Annotated in this window: 14 protein-coding genes; 11 read left to right on the top strand and 3 right to left on the bottom strand. The window is 33.0% G+C overall.

Translation table 11 applies throughout. The features are described 5' to 3' along the window. Positions 1-38: 38 nt before the first annotated feature. Positions 39-908, top strand: a complete 870-nt coding sequence (locus bsdtb5_RS02590) for a hypothetical protein (RefSeq protein ID WP_271714494.1) — start codon at positions 39-41, stop codon at positions 906-908. Between the two features lie 65 nt (positions 909-973). Next, positions 974-2,275: a LysM peptidoglycan-binding domain-containing protein gene (locus bsdtb5_RS02595; protein ID WP_271714495.1), complete on the top strand. Its 1,302-nt coding sequence runs from the start codon at positions 974-976 to the stop codon at positions 2,273-2,275. Positions 2,276-2,347: 72 nt separating this feature from the next. Here the strand turns inward: bsdtb5_RS02595 and bsdtb5_RS02600 are convergent, their stop codons facing one another. Further along, positions 2,348-3,631 carry a LysM peptidoglycan-binding domain-containing protein gene (locus tag bsdtb5_RS02600; protein ID WP_271714496.1) on the bottom strand — a complete coding sequence of 428 codons (1,284 nt, stop codon included), beginning with the start codon at positions 3,629-3,631 and terminating at the stop codon, positions 2,348-2,350. 209 nt (positions 3,632-3,840) lie between these two features. Between bsdtb5_RS02600 and bsdtb5_RS02605 the strand changes: the two genes are divergently transcribed. From bsdtb5_RS02605 to bsdtb5_RS02625, 5 genes are all read left to right on the top strand, one after another. Continuing rightward, positions 3,841-5,859 carry a methyl-accepting chemotaxis protein gene (locus tag bsdtb5_RS02605; protein WP_330611912.1) on the top strand — a complete coding sequence of 673 codons (2,019 nt, stop codon included), beginning with the start codon at positions 3,841-3,843 and terminating at the stop codon, positions 5,857-5,859. A gap of 422 nt (positions 5,860-6,281) precedes the next feature. Continuing rightward, the gene (locus bsdtb5_RS02610) at positions 6,282-8,042 is read left to right on the top strand and encodes an ABC transporter ATP-binding protein (RefSeq protein WP_271714497.1); all 1,761 of its coding nucleotides are present in this window, start codon (positions 6,282-6,284) and stop codon (positions 8,040-8,042) included. After that, positions 8,032-9,744, top strand: coding sequence for an ABC transporter ATP-binding protein (locus bsdtb5_RS02615; protein ID WP_271714498.1), 1,713 nt, complete (start codon positions 8,032-8,034; stop codon positions 9,742-9,744). The genes bsdtb5_RS02610 and bsdtb5_RS02615 overlap by 11 nt, the downstream gene beginning before the upstream one ends. A 34-nt stretch (positions 9,745-9,778) precedes the next feature. Continuing rightward, on the top strand, positions 9,779-10,597 hold the full coding sequence (locus bsdtb5_RS02620; RefSeq protein ID WP_271714499.1) for an alpha/beta fold hydrolase: 819 nt from the start codon (positions 9,779-9,781) through the stop codon (positions 10,595-10,597). A gap of 125 nt (positions 10,598-10,722) precedes the next feature. Continuing rightward, positions 10,723-12,471, top strand: a complete 1,749-nt coding sequence (locus tag bsdtb5_RS02625) for a restriction endonuclease (RefSeq protein ID WP_271714500.1) — start codon at positions 10,723-10,725, stop codon at positions 12,469-12,471. A 118-nt stretch (positions 12,472-12,589) separates the two neighbouring features. On the opposite strand, the gene bsdtb5_RS02630 is transcribed toward bsdtb5_RS02625, so the two are convergent. Both bsdtb5_RS02630 and bsdtb5_RS21765 read right to left on the bottom strand, forming a co-directional pair. After that, a complete protein-coding gene (locus bsdtb5_RS02630; protein WP_330612002.1) occupies positions 12,590-13,600 on the bottom strand; it encodes an oxygen-binding di-iron domain-containing protein in 1,011 nt (336 codons plus the stop codon). Between the two features lie 21 nt (positions 13,601-13,621). Continuing rightward, the gene (locus tag bsdtb5_RS21765) at positions 13,622-13,777 is read right to left on the bottom strand and encodes a hypothetical protein (RefSeq protein ID WP_330611913.1); all 156 of its coding nucleotides are present in this window, start codon (positions 13,775-13,777) and stop codon (positions 13,622-13,624) included. A gap of 278 nt (positions 13,778-14,055) precedes the next feature. On the opposite strand from bsdtb5_RS21765, the gene bsdtb5_RS02635 reads away from it, so the two are divergent. The 4 genes from bsdtb5_RS02635 to bsdtb5_RS02650 all read left to right on the top strand — a co-directional run bounded on the left by bsdtb5_RS02635 (position 14,056) and on the right by bsdtb5_RS02650 (position 19,477). Further along, a complete protein-coding gene (locus tag bsdtb5_RS02635) occupies positions 14,056-14,751 on the top strand; it encodes a response regulator transcription factor (RefSeq protein ID WP_271714501.1) in 696 nt (231 codons plus the stop codon). Between the two features lie 19 nt (positions 14,752-14,770). Next, complete coding sequence (locus bsdtb5_RS02640) at positions 14,771-16,276, top strand: sensor histidine kinase (protein ID WP_271714502.1); 1,506 nt, start codon at positions 14,771-14,773, stop codon at positions 16,274-16,276. A gap of 273 nt (positions 16,277-16,549) precedes the next feature. Next, the gene (locus bsdtb5_RS02645) at positions 16,550-18,355 is read left to right on the top strand and encodes an acyltransferase family protein (RefSeq protein ID WP_271714503.1); all 1,806 of its coding nucleotides are present in this window, start codon (positions 16,550-16,552) and stop codon (positions 18,353-18,355) included. Between the two features lie 48 nt (positions 18,356-18,403). Then, the gene (locus bsdtb5_RS02650; RefSeq protein ID WP_271714504.1) at positions 18,404-19,477 is read left to right on the top strand and encodes an LCP family protein; all 1,074 of its coding nucleotides are present in this window, start codon (positions 18,404-18,406) and stop codon (positions 19,475-19,477) included. Positions 19,478-19,521: the final 44 nt, after the last annotated feature.

Genomic DNA, 19,521 nt, shown 5'->3' on the forward strand with positions numbered 1-19,521 from the left:
AAACGAATAGTGAAGAAATAATAAATAGGAGAGATAGTATGGAACAAATTATTAGATGGTTATTAGAAGACAAAAATCCAGAGATTCAATATAGAACAATGCTTGAGTTGTTGGAAATGAAAAAGGATGACACCGAAGTAAGAGATGTTAAAAATACCTTATTATCTTCGGAGGTATTTGATAAAGTATATCAAAAATTGAAAATGGGTAAGAAATGGGAGACTTACAACGTATTATCTGCATTTGCTGAATTTGGTCTGACTAGAGAGGATATTGGTATAGAACTGGACGGATATGTAAACGCTCTTATTGAAGAAACTGAGTTTCAAATGATGTGTGGGGAAGCCTTGTTACTGCGCAATTTAATATTGCTGGGTTATGGGGATGAACCAAGAGTTAGAGAAGAAGTATCCCATGTGTTTGAAAAGCAAAAGCCTGACGGTGGCTATGGCTGCCTTAGTAAAAAGCCTAAAATAAACTTGGCTAAGGGTTGCTACCGTCAGACAGGTACATATCTATTATTGGCGGCAGCTCTAAAGAAAAAAGGATACGCTATGCCACAACAGGAAAAAGAACTAGTAAATTATTATTTGAATCGTGAAGTATTATACGCCAACCATGATCATAATGCTTTTGTAGTGCCTGACTTAGCCGGTACCTTTTATCCTCTTGATCCTGTAAAAATTGGATTGCAAATGGCCATGTATTCACTTAGTGTGCTAGGCTATGGTGCCGATGAAAGGTGCAAAAAAGCATGGACTGTACTAGATAGCAAAAGAGATGGGGATGGACATTATATTCTTGATAAAGCTCTGTCTAAACCAGTCTATAAGATTGGAAAGGTTGGCAATCCCAATAAGTGGGTAACTCTTTACGCATTATTAGCTAAAAAAGATATAAGCTATTAAGTGTGGTAATATGATGAAGATTAATTCATATATATAATAGTAAAAACATGAGATATGGTATAAATATGATAATTTATGTAGTACAGGTTGGTGATACAATTACATCAATTGCTAATAAATATGGAGTTTCAGAAGCTAGAATAATTCAAGAAAATGGATTACATAATCCAACTGATTTAGTAATAGGGCAAACAATTGTAATTACCTATCCGCAAAAGATATATGTTGTAAAAGAAGGAGATACTCTATCTGATATTGCATTAAATCAAGGAATATCAATCATGCAATTATATCGTAACAATCCATTTCTTTGGGAAAGGGAATATATTTATCCTGGTGAAGAACTTGTAATTAGTTATAATACATTAGCAACAATTACAACAAATGCCTATGCATTTCCTTATGTTAATATGAACGTTCTAAAGAAGGCATTACCGAACTTAACCTATCTGTCAATATTAAACTATAAAACATTGAAAAAGGGCGAGATTGAATCATTCTATGACGATACCGAATTGATTAAGACTGCCAAACAATATGGAGTAGCGCCAGTGATGCTTGTGACAAGTATTACATTTCAAGGTGTAAGGAATCCAGAAATGATTTATGAAATACTCTTAAATCCAGAGTATCAGGATAATCATGCACAGAATATGATTAAAGTTATGAAGGAAAAAGGCTATTACGGGGTGAATATTACCATTACATTTTTAAGTAAGGCTACGGAACAACTATATATAAATTATCTGAAACGAGTTACAGCACACTTTCATAAAGAAGGGTATCCAGTTTTTGTTACAATAGATCCTAATTTTACAATCAAAGAAAATAAACTGTATTTTGAAGAAGTAGATTATTCATTTTTTAATGATTTGGTGGAAGAAGTTTATATTATGAGATTTTTCTGGGGAACTCAATATGTACCTCCAATGCCTGTCAGTTCAGTCGCAAATATTTCATTATATGTAGACTATATGAAGCAAATGATAGACCCTAAAAAAATAAACGTTGGATTCCCGCTATTAGGATACGATTGGACTCTTCCATACGTTGAAGGTTATTCAGAGGGAAATGCTATTACTTTAGATTCTGCACTTGATTTGGCACGATTAATGGAATCAACGATTCAATTTGATGAAATTTCAGAAACACCTAATTATGAGTATAATAATAATTTGGGTGAAAGTATAATTGAGCATATAGTATGGTTTGTTGATGCCAGAACTATTTATGGAATAGTCAATTTAGTTATAGAAAATAATTTGCGGGGAAATGGATTGTGGAATATCATGAATTATAATCCACAGTTATGGCTGATTACTAATTCAAACTGTATTATTGAAAAGGTATTGCCTGAAATGGGTTAAGGAACAACTTATAGACCGTTCATTTTCAGAGTTTCTTTAGAAACTTTCTAATCTGAGAATGAACGGTCGTATTTATATGGCATTACGTATATTATACTGTGTATTAAGTACAAACCAGAATTGAGGGAATTTTTCCATTACATTTAATATGCTAATTCCGCGGAACCCGTATTCAGTAACCAATTTTAACTTTGCATCAACACTTCTTGCATCTTCAAACCATACAATATGTAATATATGATTTGTACTATCTTCATAAAAATAGAATGGTGATTGGGAATAATCATCGTATTGAATAACTGCTTCTTTTTCTATTGCCAAATTAATAGCTGAGTTATTGCTTAGATAATGTACTATCGTTATGCCACTAATCGATTGAAGAGTCCAGTCGTATCCAAAGGTTGGTATCCCGATATAAGTTTTTGCAGGAGGAATCTTGGTGATAGAATAATCAAATACTTGCCTCATCATAGGGATTGGAGCTACTGAAGTTGTTGGTCCTAAGGTTTTGCCCCAGTCATATGTCATAAGTAGAATGGCGGTTGCAGCCTTTCCTAGGCCTTCATAATCATGTCCTTTATAGATTACTCCTGACTGATCTATAATATTTGGAGCTAAGGCTACACATATTTCAAATCCTTCTTTAGCAAGTCTATCTGTTAATTCTTTTATAAAATCAAGATAAGCTGGGCTATCTTCAATCAGAATAAATCCAAAATTGATATATAGGCCAAAATAGTCTTTGACTTTCATATTATTTACAATATTATTGATTAAATGTTCTTGAATGTTCTTACTGCTCAAAATATTGTGAGTAAGCTCAGTACTAAAATCTCCAACATTTAATATAGTTGAAATTAGCATGAGGGGAGCTACTTGATATTCTCGTGCAATCTTTATAATTTCTGTATCATCAATCTGAATCAATTCACCATTCGAAGTTAACCCATAGGTAAAGAGAGTAAGGTATGTTAAGTAAGGTAGTATATATCGTAGTAAATCTTTACTGATATAAGGATAGGCATATCCGTTTGTTGAAATATCACCTATTTTTTCTAAATCATAGTCAATAATTAAGATTTCGCCTGGGTATATATAAGTTCTATCAGAAAGTATTGGATTATTTCTAAGCAACTGTTTTACAGAAATATGATATGTGGTAGCAATGCTATTTAGTGAATCCCCGTCCTTAACCGTATGAGTTTGCTTGGGGTAAACAATAACGATGGACTGCCCTACCACTAAATTATCAGGATTTGTTAATCCGTTGTCTAAAACCAGTTTTTCAACTGACACTTTATAACTTTTTGCTATGGACTTAATTGTATCTCCGGGTTGTACTATGTATGTAATCATAATATCCTCAAAAATCATTTTATTACATTATATTAATAAATTATGATAGTATTACATAAAACCTCTATCAATAAAAAGAATGAAGATAGAAATGCTGGTAATTACTTCATCTTCCGGATAATCGGTTGACATAATATTTACTAGCCAATATAATTTTATTGTAATTAAAAATTGAAAATAAGATTAATTTTTGTGGAGGGAAATAAATATTGTACAGAAAATTATCCTTTAAGATGAAACTGTTAGTTAGTATTTTGCCAGCTGTAATAATTGCAATGTTAGTGTTAAGTTTTACAGCTTTTTTTCAATTTAGGAAAACGATTGAGAAGCAAATTATTGATAACAGGGTAGAAGCAACAAACAAATTATCTGAAAATATTAACACTTGGATTGAGGGAAAACTTCTTGAGGTAAGAAGTGCTGCTAATAGCCCGACAGCGAAGTTAATTCAATCAGATATTAACGCTGTTGATAAATTCAATGCGGATAGAATTCAATTTTTAGATAAAAATTATCCTGGTGAGTACGATAATGCATCTGCTACTTTATTTAATAATGATGGTATATCTAGAGCACAATATTCTAATGGAAAGGCGGTATTAGGTGATGTATCTGAAAAACCATGGTATCAAACCTTAATGAGTGGTGTTCCTTATAACATATCGAATCCAGTAGTATCAAAAGGAACTGGTAAAACTTTAATAGTAATTGGTGTACCTATTAAAAATGAAGCTGACAAATCAATCGGAACAATGATATCAGGTGTAAACCTTTCTTATATTCAAGATAAAGTAAAAGCATTTAAATTCGGAACGAAAGGTTATGGCTTATTAATTGGAAAAGATGGTACGATTCTTGTACATCCAGATGAATCATTAATTATGAAAAGTAATATATCAGATGTGGCAGATTCTAATATGACATCATTGGGTAAAGAAATGATGAAAAAAGATTTTGGTACATATAGATTTACTTCTGATAAGGGTAAATTCATTGTATTTTACAATCGAGTTCCTTTAGCTGGATGGAGTGTTGCAAGTGTAGTATCAGAAAAAGAATTATTTGCTTCTTCTGAAAAAATGATGAATACATTGCTTCTAATTACTTTTCCAATTGTTATAATGATAGGAGCTATCATCATGCTAGTGGCGACAAGAATAGCATCACCATTAGTTAAATTATCTACATTTTCAGAACAAATTGCATTAGGTGACCTTACCAAACAATTAGATTTTAATACCAATGATGAAATCGGGAAAGTCGGAAATAGCTTAAACAATACGGTTGGAAGGCTAAAAGAGATGATAACTGCTATAGGAGATTCAGCGAACGAAGTCAGCATATTATCAAATAGTTTGGTTGTAACGACATCGGAATCTTTAAGAGGAACGGATGAAGTTGCAAGAAGCATGCAGGAAATAGCAGAAGGTGCGGTAATACAAGCTGAAAGTGCAGGCAAAGCATTAACTGGAACAGAAGAATTAGTGAATGCAATAAAAGAAATTTCACATAAATGCGACTATATGATTAATGTTGTGGATGAATCGAAAAAAGTAAGTAGCTCTGGTTCAGAAGGCGTTAAACAAGCTGTTCAGAGTATTGAAGCAATTGCTGCAACAAATAGTTACAATGTAGAACAAACACAAAAATTATTAGAGGAATCCAGAGAAATCGGACAAATAGTAGATGTAATAAATGATATAGCAAATCAGACTAACTTATTAGCACTTAATGCTGCTATTGAAGCTGCTAGAGCGGGAGAACAAGGAAAAGGATTTGCTGTAGTTGCAGAGCAAGTTAGAATACTCGCTGAACAATCAAGTACTGCATCGAATAAAATTTCAGAGCTTATAGGCGGAGTACAAAAGCAAATTGAAATGATTGCAGACAAAATGAATAGCGGTACGAATGAAGTAATACATGGTGTTGATGTTGCAACTTTAGTTGGTAAGAATTTTGAAGAAATAGAGAAGGTATTCGGGGAAATAAATTCAATCGTATTAGAAGTATCAGAAGCTGCAAATATTATGACGGACAAAGCTAACATTACAAATGAGGTTATAAGTAATGTAGCTGCTGTAGCGGAAGAAAATTCAGCTGCAACAGAGCAAGTTACTGCATCCAATGAGGAGCAAACAGCCTGTATGCATCAACTTGGAGATACAACTAGTAACTTAGAAGAATTAGTTGAAAAACTTAAGGGTACAGTAGATAAGTTTAAGGTATAAAGATATGGTTAGGTGTCGAAAGTCTTTTTATGTTTATTGAGTGTATATCGCTTATAATTGTGAATTATGGTTACTTTACCCTCAAGAATCACACATCAATATACACAATTTAGATTGTGTAAGACTTTTGACACTCGAACCAAGATAGATATATTAAATAACATATTAGACCGTTCATTTTCAGATTTCTTTAGCAACTTGCTAAACTGAGAATGGACGGTCTTTTATAGGTTTAAGAATTCAATTATAAGAAGTTAATCTATAATATTCAAGTTATATTCAAAGTTGTTTAATTATGTAATATAAAGGTATATAATAGAAAAGAGTGAAACTATTAGGCTTAAAAAAATAGGATATTATTAGTAGCAAGGTCGAAAAGTTATATTATTCTAACTAGATTTGCAGTAAAGGAAGTGTTGACATTGGACAAGCAAGAAATGAGTAAAAAAGAACTATGGAAAGTGTATCTTTGGACATTAGGTTATTTTAAGCCATATATGCTACTTACCAGCATCTACGTTCTATGTGGAGGAGGTATGATCTGGGGAGAGCTGATGATTCCAAGGAGAATGGGGCATCTAATAGATTACACCATTCCAAAGAAAGACTTAAACATATTGGGAAGACAGATACTCTTCTTATGTGGAATTGTTGTTGTGATATTGATTGCAAAGGCAATCTATCAGCTAATGGAGCAGATTATAGCAAATCATATCATAAAAGATCAGCAGACGGATCTTATGACAAAATTGCAATCACTGGGATATGCTTATTATGAAAAAGTTCCTACTGGTCAGATATTGTCCATATTTGAAAATGCGGTAGGCCAGACGCAGCAGACCTATACATTTTTATTTCCTCAGTTTATTTATGCTATGGCACAGTTTATGGTTCCGTCTGTGGTCCTGATTATGGAACAACCAGTGTTTTTTCTCATTACGATGGTAGGAAATATTATATATATATTTTTAAATAAGGTTGCCAACCAAAGAATTGAGTATTATTTAACAATAGAATCAAGTGCTGCACAAACATCTCAACAATCTTTATACGATGCAATCGAAGCGACGACAGAATTAAAAATGGCTGGAAGCAAAGACTGGATCATACATAGAACTATTCAGGATTTTAAGAAATATAAAACTGCCCGTATGTGGTCTATTTTTTGGCGTCATTTTCGTTATACTACAGTAGGATTGACTTTAACCATATCAACAGTTCTTTTTTACTTTTATGGTTTACAAGAAGTAAGGCAAGGAACTCTGCTGATTGGTGAACTTATTGGTTATAGTTTCTTAATAGGATTGATATCACGTGGATTCTCTGTATTTTTTTATATTATTCCAGCTCAGTACAATGCAATTAATTATGCCAGATACTTGTATGATTTTCTGGCACTTGAACCCGCTGTTAAAAGAAATGAGATAACAGAGCAGGAGCCACTTACCTCATTTGACATTCAATTAGAGAACGTAGGATTTTATTATCAAAAAGAACATCCTATTATAGAGAATGTATCCTGTAATATTCCATTTGTTCAAAAGTTAGCTATTGTTGGAGAAAGTGGATGTGGAAAATCAACCATACTAAAACTAATTGGAAGATTCTATGATGTCACTTCTGGTGATATTAAAATCGGTGGCGTGAGTGTGAAAGAGCTAGGTTTTAATCAGTATCGTTCTTTTTTTGGCTATGTATTTCAGGATACCTATTTATTTCATATGTCAATCAAGAATAATATTCGATTTGGCAAGCCAGATGCAACAGACGAGGAAATTATTGAAGCCGCCAAAATGGCAAAAGCCCATGAATTTATTATGGAGACAGAGGATGGCTATGATACGATATTGGGTGAACGAGGCGTTAGCTTATCCGGTGGACAGAAACAGCGACTTTCTATTGCTCGTATGATGTTAAATGATCCTAAGGTGATTCTGTTAGATGAAGCAACCTCAGCCTTAGATAATGCAACTGAATTAGCTGTAAAAGAAGCATTAGAGAAATTCACAATTGGTAAGACCGTAATTACGGTAGCCCATAGACTATCAACCATTCGGGATTATGATTCTATTCTAGTATTGGATGCTGGTTATGTGAAAGAACAAGGCTCTTATGAGGAATTAATGAGCAGTAAAGGGCTTTTTTATAATCTAGTAATGCGAGGTATGCAGGATGAAAAATAATATATTTTATGTTTTTCGATATATGAAGCAAATGTATTGGTTACTCTTGGGGTATGCAGCCATTATATTAGAGTGCGTAACACCAATTATTGCAACGTTATTGCAAAAAGATATGATTGACCGTGTTTTTTATCAAAAGCAATATGAAGCTTTTTTAAAAATCATTATGCTGTACGCCATTTTCTTTTTTGCTCCTAGACTCATGTTTACAGTTCGAAAAGTAGCATTTTTTCATCTTAGTTATGAGTTACAGATGTCTCTTACAGAAGCATTTCTTGAAAAAATATACAATATGCCAACAGCAGATTTTGTGAAAGAACACGTGGGAGAACTTTTGAATCATATTCGTACGAATGTAGCTGATGCAGCAGATCTAGCAGTGAATCAAATCTTATCAGAAGCAGTGAAAAATGTGCTTACTGTAGCTTTGTTGATTTATTTCATTGGAAAGATTAATGTATTTATGCTTTTTATCGTTGTGTTTGTTACCTTTTTCTATTATGGACTGCTTCATATCTTTGGTAAGAAAACGAAGGATTTCTCACAAAATGTGAGAGAGCAGAAAGGAAAGGTTTCCATTACCATTGAGGAAAGTGTATCTTCCATCAGAGAAGTAGTAGCTTATCATCGTGAGGCTTGGCAGTTAGAACGATATCATAAAACCTTTGGTGAATATTTTGCAACAATACTAAAGCAAGGATTTTTCCAATGCAAAGTAATGTTTGTAAGTGCACCATTTTTATATGGTACAAAGCTTATATCTATTTTGTGTGGTGGTATCGGTGTGATACATAACACGATTTCTTTAGGGGAATTTGTAGTAGGCTTTACCTTTGTGGATCAGCTTGTAACGGAGCTTGGTTTGTTATTTGATCAAGGTCTTAATTTCAAGAAGTTTGAAGCGGCGGTTGAAACTGTGCAATCCGTGATGAACAAAGAAGATGCGAGTTATGGAAAAGAAGAGGTAAAAGAGAGGGTGCAATCCATTTGCTTTCATGGGGTTACTTTTGCATATGGAAGGGACAAGGACCCAGTTATAAAAGATCTTTCCTTAGAACTGCCTGTTGGTAAGAAGATAGCTCTTGTAGGGTTAAGTGGAAGTGGAAAGTCTACCATTGCACAGCTTCTAACTCGTATGTATGAACCGGACCAAGGAGAAATTACTATGAATGGAATTCCATTATCTAGGTACGGGGAGCAATACACCGAGAAGGTATCCATTGTATTTCAACAACCTTATTTTATACCATCCACAATTAGGGAAAATCTAACGTTCGATAAAATGTTTTCAAATGAAGAAATAGAAAAGATTTGTTCAAAAATGCTGTGTCATGAATTTATTAAACAGTTTCCAGAACAGTATGAAACCTATATTGGAGAACGGGGAGCCATGCTATCAGGAGGACAAAAGCAACGTCTGGCACTTTCTAGAGCTATGCTAAGAAATACCGATGTCCTTATATTAGATGAAGCGACCTCTGCGCTTGATACAGAGACGGAGTATCAGGTGCAAAAGAATCTGGATCAGTTGCGAAAAGGTAAAACAACCATTATTATTGCCCATAGATTATCTACCATACAGAATGCAGATATTATTTATGTATTAGATAAGGGGCAGGTGCTAGATTCTGGTTCTCATAATGAACTTCTTACGACATGTAAAGCTTATCAAGAACTGTATATGCTGCAACAACTTGCATAATCTATCTATTATCAAAGAAGAAAGAGGTAATGAAATGAGTCAATATATGTTTAAGGATACAATTATTGATTATGAACGTGTTGGTGTAGGTATACCAATCCTGTTTTTGCATGGTTGGGGGATGGACCGTAGAATTATGTCAGGTTGTTTTGAACCTATTTTTCAAGAGTTTCAAGATACAAGAGGATTATACAGCCGTATATACATTGATTTACCTGGAATGGGCAAGTCTCATGCTGGACCTAGTATTAAGAATTCGGATGATATCTTAGAAATATTACATCTATTTATTAAAGAAGTAGTGTGTGAAAAATTTATTCTAGTAGGAGAGTCATATGGTGGTTATTTAGCAAGAGGTTATATTAATCAATATCCTGATATGGTAAAGGCAATCATTATGCTATGGCCATTGGTATACCCTGGTTATCAAAAAGGTAGAATCGAACCACTTAAAGTAATGCAAAGGGACGATGAGTTTTTACAGACACTTAGCAAGGAACAATATGATAGTTTTACATATATGAATGTAATTTTAACAAAACCTGTGTGGGAGTTATATCAAAAGGACATTCTGCCAGCAATTGAAGAGCAAGACAGACATTTTTTAGAGGAAGTCTTAGACGGTGCATGTTCTTTTGATGTAGATCAATTGGATGCACCATATATGAATCCTTGTCTTACTATTGTGGGCAAGCAGGATACGGAAGTAGGATACAAAGATCAGTTTGAGCTGATGAATCAGTATCCAAATGCAACTTATTGCGCGATTAATAAGGCAGGGCATAATTTGCAAATTGAACAACCAGAGTTATTTAGAAACATAGTAAAGCAATGGTTGATGGATATAAAATAAATATTAATAAGTTTATCATTACATAATAGTTTCGTTATATTATTTTTTAGTATAATTATGTGTTACAAAGGTATACTAAAGCATTAATGGTACATTTTAGTACTATGCAATGGGAGATGTTATAAGTGAAAGATTATGGAGAATTTGATTCAAAATTAATAAGCTATGGGAAATTAGAAAATGTCCTGAATTCGAATAGAACTAAAATATTACGTTATCAACAAGAAATATGGCATGAAGGTATAAAGGAGCATAAAATAGTATCTGCACCCGAGATAGATATTCTTAATAATAAAGTACGAGTTCAAATAGAAAAATGGAATGAGAAGTGGAATGTAATTGAGGAAAAAAAACGTATCGAGAATATAAAAAAAGTTAGTTTAGAAGAAGCGGCTAGAAGAACGAAAGAAGCAGAAGAAAAAATAAGCGAAATTGAGAATATATTAATTGATACTTTGGAAATTAATCACATTATAAATTGGCATGAATTAAAGGATTATAGTGAATTTAAAGGGCCAAATTTAATTAAACCATCTGAACCAGTACTTGCTATCTTACCAATTTATCCTGATAAGAATGCTCCTGAATTTCAGCCTCAATTTAATATATTTACTAGTTTATTCAAATCTTTTAGTGATCATGCAATTATGGAAGCAGAAAAGAAGTATAAAATAGTATATGATGAAATTGATATTATATATAAAGAAAAGGAACATTTAAATAAGCAATTGTTAGCGCAATATCATCAGAGCATAGAAGAATATGAGAAAAAGTCACGTGAGTTAAAAAAGCAGAAAGAATCCTATAGATGCAAACAAAAGGAATTCAATTCAAATATTGATAAATTTAAAGGCCAATACTTAAGTAATGAAACTAATGCTGTAATTAAATACTGTAATATGGTTCTTGATAATTCTGTATTACCTGATTTTGTTAATAAAGAATATGATATTGGCTATAATACAGAAACAAAAATACTTATTATAGATTATATGCTACCAGATATAGAAGCATTTCCTAACATTAAAGAAGTGAAATATATAGCTACCAAAAATGAACTTAGTGAGATTTATTTCAATAAAAATGTTATTGAGAAATTATTTGATTCGACAATATATAAATTAGTTTTACGAGTATTGTATGAAGAATTTCAAGCAGATGTTGCAAATGCTTTAGATGCGATTTCATTTAATGGATGGATTAATTATATGAATAAAGCTACTGGTATACGGGAGGATGCTTGTATCATTAGTCTACAGGTGAAAAGAGAGGAGTATAAAAATATTGATTTAAAGAACGTAGACCCAAAAGCTTGTTTTAAAAATTTAAAGGGTATTGGAAGTTCAAAACTTGCGGGTATAACACCAATAAAGCCGATATTAATTATGAATAAAGAGGATAAACGTTTTGTTGAATCCTATAACGTAAGCAACCAATTGGATGACTCAACCAATTTAGCTGCAATACCTTGGGAAGATTTTGAACATCTTATTAGAGAATTATTTGAGAATGAGTTCTCGTCTAATGGTGGAGAAGTAAAGGTTACTCAGGCAAGTCGGGATGGGGGAGTAGATGCTGTTGCATTTGATCCAGACCCAATAAGAGGCGGTAAAATAGTAATTCAGGCGAAACGATATACGAATACGGTGGGGGTATCTGCTGTACGAGACTTATATGGAACGGTTATGAATGAAGGAGCTACCAAAGGAATCTTGGTAACGACAGCAGATTATGGTTCAGATGCTTATGAATTTATTAAAAATAAACCGTTGACATTGCTTAATGGCGGAAATTTACTACATTTGCTTGAAAAACACGGTCATAAAGCAAAAATAGATTTGAAAGAAGCTAAAATTCTTAATGCTGCAAATTGAAAGATATAAATAAGATAAATTAGTATGTATACCTATAAAAAAAGAGCCAGAGAATCGGAGCGTGAGAGCGCTTTAATTCTCTGGCTTTTGTGAATGTAATCTGTATACTAATCTATTATTATTGGCAAAGGGCCCTAGCAATTTCCTCTGCATTTTGAAAGTCCGCTTCTTCTGGATTCCAAAGAGATTTAGCTTCTGCATCTACCACCATGAATCCTGCATCTGTCAGGCGTTCGCGAAGGACCTTTGTTCCCTCTCCACCCCATCCGTAACATCCAAATACAGCTGCCTTTTTATCTTTATATTTCAACTCTTTTAGAAATTCAAGCCACCCGCCTACAGATGAAAGGATGCTACCGTATACGGTTGGAGATCCAAGAGCAATTGCTTTTGATTTAAATACTTTTGTCATAATATCATTTTTATTTGTCTTGGAAATATTATAGATTTTCACCCTAGTATTTGGTGAAATCCGCGCGATTTCTGCGCTGATCTTATGTGCCAACTGTTTCGTTCCATCCCACATCGTATCATAAACAACGGTAATCTGATCCTCCTTATAGTTTTGGGACCACTCATAATATTTTTCTACTATTTGTAATGGATTCTCTCTCCAAATAGAGCCATGGCTAGTTGCAATGATATCAATGGGTAGATTCAGCCCTTGTATTTCTTCAATTTTCTTTTTCACTAGGGGTGAAAATGGGGTTAGGATATTAGCATAGTATTTAATAGCTTCTTCCCATAGCATGCACTGATCAGCCTTATCATTAAATAATTCTTCTACAGCAAAATGCTGCCCAAAGGCGTCATTTGAGAAAAGAATATTATCGCCTGTCAGATAGGTGGCCATGCTGTCGGGCCAGTGAAGCATTCTCATTTCTACAAAGACCAGTTTCTTTCCATTGCCAATGTCAATGGAATCCCCTGTTTTCACCACTTGATAATTCCACTCCGGATGGTGATACTGTCCAGTGAGGGATTTTACCCCGTTTGCTGTACAGTAAATAGGAGTGTTTGGTATCTTCTCCATCAATGCAGGAAGAGAGCCACTGTGATCTACTTCTCCATGATTGGCAATAATATAATCGATTTCATTTAAATCAATCTCTTTTTCTAGGTTGTCAATGAATTCCGTTGAATGTGGCTTCTACACCGTGTCAATGAGAACATTTTTTTCTTCTTTAATTAGGTAGGCATTCTGGCTTGAACCGTGGTTTATGGAGTAGTCTGCTCCATGGAAGGATTCTAGCTCCCAGTCAATAAAGCCCACCCAGTAAACATTATTTTTTATCAGTTTTTTCACTTTATATTTCTCCTTCATATTTTTCCAACGATAGTTTCGGTTGTAAGGTTAGTTTAACCAGAAATGTGAATAAACCATAAGGAATTTTTACTTTTGATCTATTTTCCAAAACAGGTGACTATTATGATAAAATATATTAACAAGATGACATCTGGATAAAATGTCTTAAGACATGTCACTTTGATGTCACATAGTATATGTATCATTTGGTTTTTGATGAGTAAGTATGAAATTAATTACATTATTATAATATTATATAGGGTTGGTGGAATAGTAATATGAAAAGAAACTTATTAATAGTGGAAGATGATCCAAAAATCAGAAGGTTATTAACTGTTTATTTTAGAGATGAAGGGTTTAATATTTTAGAAGCAGAGACAGGGGAGGAGGCGATTCGAGTTTTTCAAAATGAAAAAATTGATCTTGTTTTTCTTGATATTATGTTACCTGAAACGGATGGATTACGTGTTTGTGAGATTATTAGAGAAACATCGGACGTACCTATCATCATGTTAACTGCCAAATCACAGGAAGAGGATAAGCTTAGAGGATTTGAGTATGGAGCAGACGAATATGTTACTAAGCCATTCAGTCTAAAAGTTCTTGCAGCTAGAGCACAAGCAATGATGAAAAGAGTAGAGGGAAAAGTCAGTAAAAACGGTAGTATTTTTAGAGCAGGTGGACTAATGGTTGACCTAGCAAATGGTGAAGTACAAATAAATGAGGTTCCTGTTATACTGACTCAAAAAGAAATCAACCTACTTATTTTGCTTATTCATAATAATGGAATTATTCTTTCGAAAGAACAAATACTTGATAAAGTATGGGGGTTTGACTATGATGGTGATCCAAGAACAGTAGATACTCATATAAAACGACTCAGACAAAAACTGAAAAATCAGAATATTTATATTAAAACACTACGTGGCAGAGGTTATTGTTTTGATACAGATTTATTGAAGTATAAGGATTAATATTTTATAGGAGAATCTCATGTTCAAAAGAAAAATAACATTAAAATTATATTTAATTATAGCATTTTCCATGATATTTTTAGTAGGAATTGCTATTGTAGCTCAGCTGTTTATTGTTAGTAGAATGAATCTTACTGAATATACGAAAGAGCGTGTAGATGTTTTAAATGCTCGAATGGAATCAATGGTATCCCAGTATAACAAAATTCCAGTTACTAATGACAAGCAAAAATATATAGATCTCTTAAATGAATATGAGGAACAGAATTCAGCTTACTATTATTTCATTGATAATTCCTATCAAATAAAATATCAATCGAAAGAAGCAGGTAAACTGGATAAAAGTTATATCAATAATATTATAAAGAGGATGCGTAACAATAAGGAATCGTTAAAGTGGGGATTCGATTTTAGAATCAATGGATTATTTAATCTACCCTCCAAATATATAGCCGTTTGTATGCCAATTTATCAAACCTCTAACAGTGATTATGCGATAGGATATGCTGTTGCAGTTACAAAGGAGGTATATACAAATAATAACTATCTGATATTAAGACAGTATAGCTTCTATTTATTTATTCTAGTGATCCTAATAGCATCCATTTTAGGCTTTGTCTTTTCCTTTATCATAACTCGTCCAATTCTTAAAATACGAGATACAGCAGCAAGGATGATTAACCTTGACTTTACGGAAAAATGTGATTATAGGGCAAATGATGAAATAGGTGATCTTTCAAATAGCATCAATTTTCTTTCTGAAAAGCTAAATGATACTATTATCCAGTTAAAGCAAGCGAATGAAGGTCTTAAAGGTGATCTAGATATGCAGAGAGAGATTGACCAAATGAGGAAAGAATTTATTGCAGCAGTATCCCATGAGTTTAAGACACCGTTAACGTTAATTCGAGGCTTTAATGAGATGATTATAGAGAAAAGACTGAAGGAAGACGAACTTTTGGAAGCACAGGGTATTATTATGGATGAGGTTGATCGAATGGATAAACTGGTACAAGAATTACTTGATTTATCAAGGCTTGAATCAATCACCTATGAATTGAATCAGGAAAGATTTAATTGTACGGAATTCCTAAGAATGATTGGAAATAAGTATAGCACTATGATGGAAGAAAGAAATATTATATATAATAGTGAACTTGAGAATAAAGCAGTATGGGTATATGCGGATAAAAGTAGGATCGAACAGGTAGTTATGAATTTTATTACAAATGCAGTGATTCATACACCTGAGAATAAGACAATTACGTTAAAAGCAGAGACTCAAAATGGATATATTATAGTTTCAGTATGTAATGAAGGAAGTCACATTAACGAATCAGAGATTCATAAGATCTGGGAGAAATTTTATCGTGAAGATAAATCAAGAAGTAAAAAAACTGGTGGTACAGGGCTTGGTTTAGCGATATGTAAGCAGATTCTTGAGAAACATGGAAGCTTTTATGGAGTTCAAAATACAGATAATGGAGTTCGATTTTATTTTATGTTAGAAGTGAAAGATTCTTAAGATATGTCACTTTGTCGTCACGTAGCATCTTTACAATTTGCTTATAAGTTAGCAAATTGTAAAGATGCTTTTTTAATTCATAGGAAACTTCTTCGAGTTTCCTATGAATTAAAAAGCACTCCGTGCAGGATGCACACAAGCGCGAAAGGAAGATGTCGCTAATGCGACCGCGCTTGGCGCGAGAGTTTGCATTGCAAACTCATTATTCATTTAAAAAATAAAATAATTAATATTACATTTAAAAAATGGGATTAATTAAGAAGGGAGAGTACTATGCCAAAAAGTATGAATCAGGATATCAATAGTTTAAGTATAAATAAAAGTTACTATATCAATGGATTAGATGGACTTCGAGCTTTTGCAATATTATCTGTTGTATGTTACCACTTTGGTTTTAGTTTTGCTTTTGGTGGATTCCTTGGTGTTGATGTATTTTTTGTAATATCAGGTTTTCTTATAACATCTAATATTTTAATGCTGAATAAGGAATCTAATTTCAATTTACCTATGTTTTGGATTAGGCGTATTCGAAGATTGTTGCCAGCTGCCTACATAATGATACTTACTATTTTTTCTTGGACAGCTATTTTTAACTCTAATTTAATAACAAAAATGAAAGGTGATTCAGTGGCTTCTATTTTCTATATGAGTAACTGGTGGCTTATTTTTCATAAGGTATCCTACTTTGATAGCTTTCAATCACCTTCTCCATTTAAAAACCTTTGGTCTTTAGCAATAGAAGAACAATTTTATATGATATGGCCAATTGTTTTGATCACAGGAATTACACTTTTCAAAAAGCAAAAGAATCTTTCAATTATTATATTTATGACTGCAATATGTTCTGCAATATGGATGGCAATCGTATATCAGCCTTTTGAAGATCCCAGTCGTGTCTATTATGGCACAGATACCCGTGCTTTTGAACTTCTAATAGGAGGGTGTTTAGCTGTGATCTATCCTGTAAATAATTATCGTATAAGAAGATTTGCTATAAGACAGCGACAAAAATTAAATATAGTAGGTACAATTTCATTTGCTATTCTTATTTTTAGTGTCCATTTAGTAAAGGAATATGATCCTTTTCTATATAGAGGTGGAATGTTTTTCATTGGCTTGAATACAGCTGTATTAATCGCGTGTATTAGTAGCCCAGGAAATTATCTGGGACATCTTATGGCCTGGAAGCCTTTAAGCTATATAGGAAAGAGGTCTTATGGTATTTATCTTTGGCATTATCCAATCTTTATCTTAAGTACTCCAGCATATGAAATTGGAAACGCTAATTACTGGCGAGTGGCATTACAACTGATGGCTACACTTATTATTGCTGAGATATCATATCGCTTTATTGAAATGCCAATACGTAAAAATGGTTTTAGAGAATATTTTAGGAGGTTTTTAATTATGAAAGGAATTAAATCAAAATGTGTAATATTCGCAAGGTGTATTACTATGGTACTAGTTATCGGTATGGGAATTATTTCTATTACAGCGTGTGCTAGAAGTTCAGATGATAGTCAACAACAGAAAGAACAGAGAAGACAAGAAATTGCAAGTGTAGTTATGTCAAGTAAAGATACCTATACTAAAAAAAGCAAGACAAGTTCTAAAGCTTCTTACAATAAAATACTAGCTATTGGAGATTCTATCATGCTTGATATATCTACGAGTCTTAATAGAAAATATCATAATATTACAATTGACGGTAAAGTGGGAAGACAATTAATCCAGGCAGTTAAATTAGCACCTAAATACTCAAAATTTAACACAAAAAACAGTGCAGTTATCTTGGAACTTGGAACAAATGGACCGTTCTCAGATAGTAAGATTAATAAGTTGCTGAATTCTTTTTCGAAAGCACATGTTTACTTAGTTAATACACGTGTTCCACGCCAATGGGAAAAAGATGTTAATAAGATGTTAAGGAAAAAAGCAAAGGAAAGAAAAAATGTTACATTAATAGATTGGTATTCTGTAGCAATTAAGCATCCAGAATATTTTGCATCGGATGGTGTACATTTACAACCGAAAGGTGTCAAGGCATTAGTAACTCTTATTAATAAAGCATTAAAGTAAGGGTGAAAATTAAGAATAAGCCTTTCTGATCTAAAATGGAGGATGGTAATGAAAAAGAAAAGAAAAAGAAAAATTAAAATTTTAAAGAGTATGGGAATTATCCTAGCAGTATTTGCTTTAGTAGCAGTATTTTTAACTGAGACAAGTCCTGGGAGAAAAATAATATATAAGTTAGCAGCACATTATATTCACTCCCAAGTAAAAGTAGAAGATAATCATAAAGTTGGGAGTTCAAAACAGTTACCAGTATCAAACCTAAATGATATTGGAAGTGGTCAATATCCAGTAAGACATGATAAAGATGTAATAAATATTTTACTCATAGGTATTGAAGAAATTGGTGGTGCAAGAAACACGGATTCCATGATTATTGCGTCTTTAAATACTAAGAAAAATACCATTAAACTAGTATCACTGATGAGAGATAGCTATGTGGAGATTCCGGGATATATGAATAATAAGCTTAATTCTGCTTATCCAAAAGGTGGAATCAACTTATTAGTAGATACAATAGAGAAAAACTATAAAATAGGAATTAATGGTTATGCTAGTGTTAATTTTAATGATTTTGCCAACATAGTTGACTTAATTGGTGGGGTAAAAGTAGAACTGACTAAGGTGGAAGCAGATTATTTAAATAGAACCAATTATGTATCCAATCGTAAATATCGAAATGTAAGAGAAGGAGTAAACATATTAAACGGTAATCAGGCTCTTGGATATTGCAGAGTTCGTCATGTGCCTACACTTGGAAATGTAGCCGATGATTTCGGTAGGACGTTAAGACAGAGGAGAGTAATAAATCAGATATTTAAGAAATGTACAGCCTATGATCCAATTAAGCTTATTGGCGTTACAAAGGAAGGGTTGGGTTATATTACTACCGATCTGTCAGAAGATACCATAGAACGATTTCTTGAGGAAGGAATTGAAAATAAAATCAATAACTTAGATACATTTCGATTACCAGTGGATGGTGCCTTCGAAGGTCCAAGAAAATATCTGAATGTTACATATCCTCTTGTGTATGATTGGAATGAGAATATCAAGAAACTATTTATGTATCTCTATGGTGATACCGAGACAGAAGCAACGAATCATCTAGCAGAATTGCAGCAGTAAAAATAAGATATTGCGTCACCTTGATGTCACATAGCACTAGTACA

Origin of the sequence: Anaeromicropila herbilytica (genome assembly GCF_016591975.1) — a bacterium.
GTDB classification, from domain to species: Bacteria; Bacillota; Clostridia; order Lachnospirales; family Lachnospiraceae; genus Anaeromicropila; species Anaeromicropila herbilytica.

Coding starts and splice junctions, on each gene's coding strand:
- bsdtb5_RS02645 (WP_271714503.1), top strand. CDS start 16,550: ATGCCAAAAAGTATGAATCAGGATATCAATAGTTTAAGTATAAATAAA.
- bsdtb5_RS02640 (WP_271714502.1), top strand. CDS start 14,771: ATGTTCAAAAGAAAAATAACATTAAAATTATATTTAATTATAGCATTT.
- bsdtb5_RS02650 (WP_271714504.1), top strand. CDS start 18,404: ATGAAAAAGAAAAGAAAAAGAAAAATTAAAATTTTAAAGAGTATGGGA.
- bsdtb5_RS02635 (WP_271714501.1), top strand. CDS start 14,056: ATGAAAAGAAACTTATTAATAGTGGAAGATGATCCAAAAATCAGAAGG.
- bsdtb5_RS02620 (WP_271714499.1), top strand. CDS start 9,779: ATGAGTCAATATATGTTTAAGGATACAATTATTGATTATGAACGTGTT.
- bsdtb5_RS02595 (WP_271714495.1), top strand. CDS start 974: ATGATAATTTATGTAGTACAGGTTGGTGATACAATTACATCAATTGCT.
- bsdtb5_RS02590 (WP_271714494.1), top strand. CDS start 39: ATGGAACAAATTATTAGATGGTTATTAGAAGACAAAAATCCAGAGATT.
- bsdtb5_RS02615 (WP_271714498.1), top strand. CDS start 8,032: ATGAAAAATAATATATTTTATGTTTTTCGATATATGAAGCAAATGTAT.
- bsdtb5_RS02600 (WP_271714496.1), bottom strand. CDS start 3,631: ATGATTACATACATAGTACAACCCGGAGATACAATTAAGTCCATAGCA.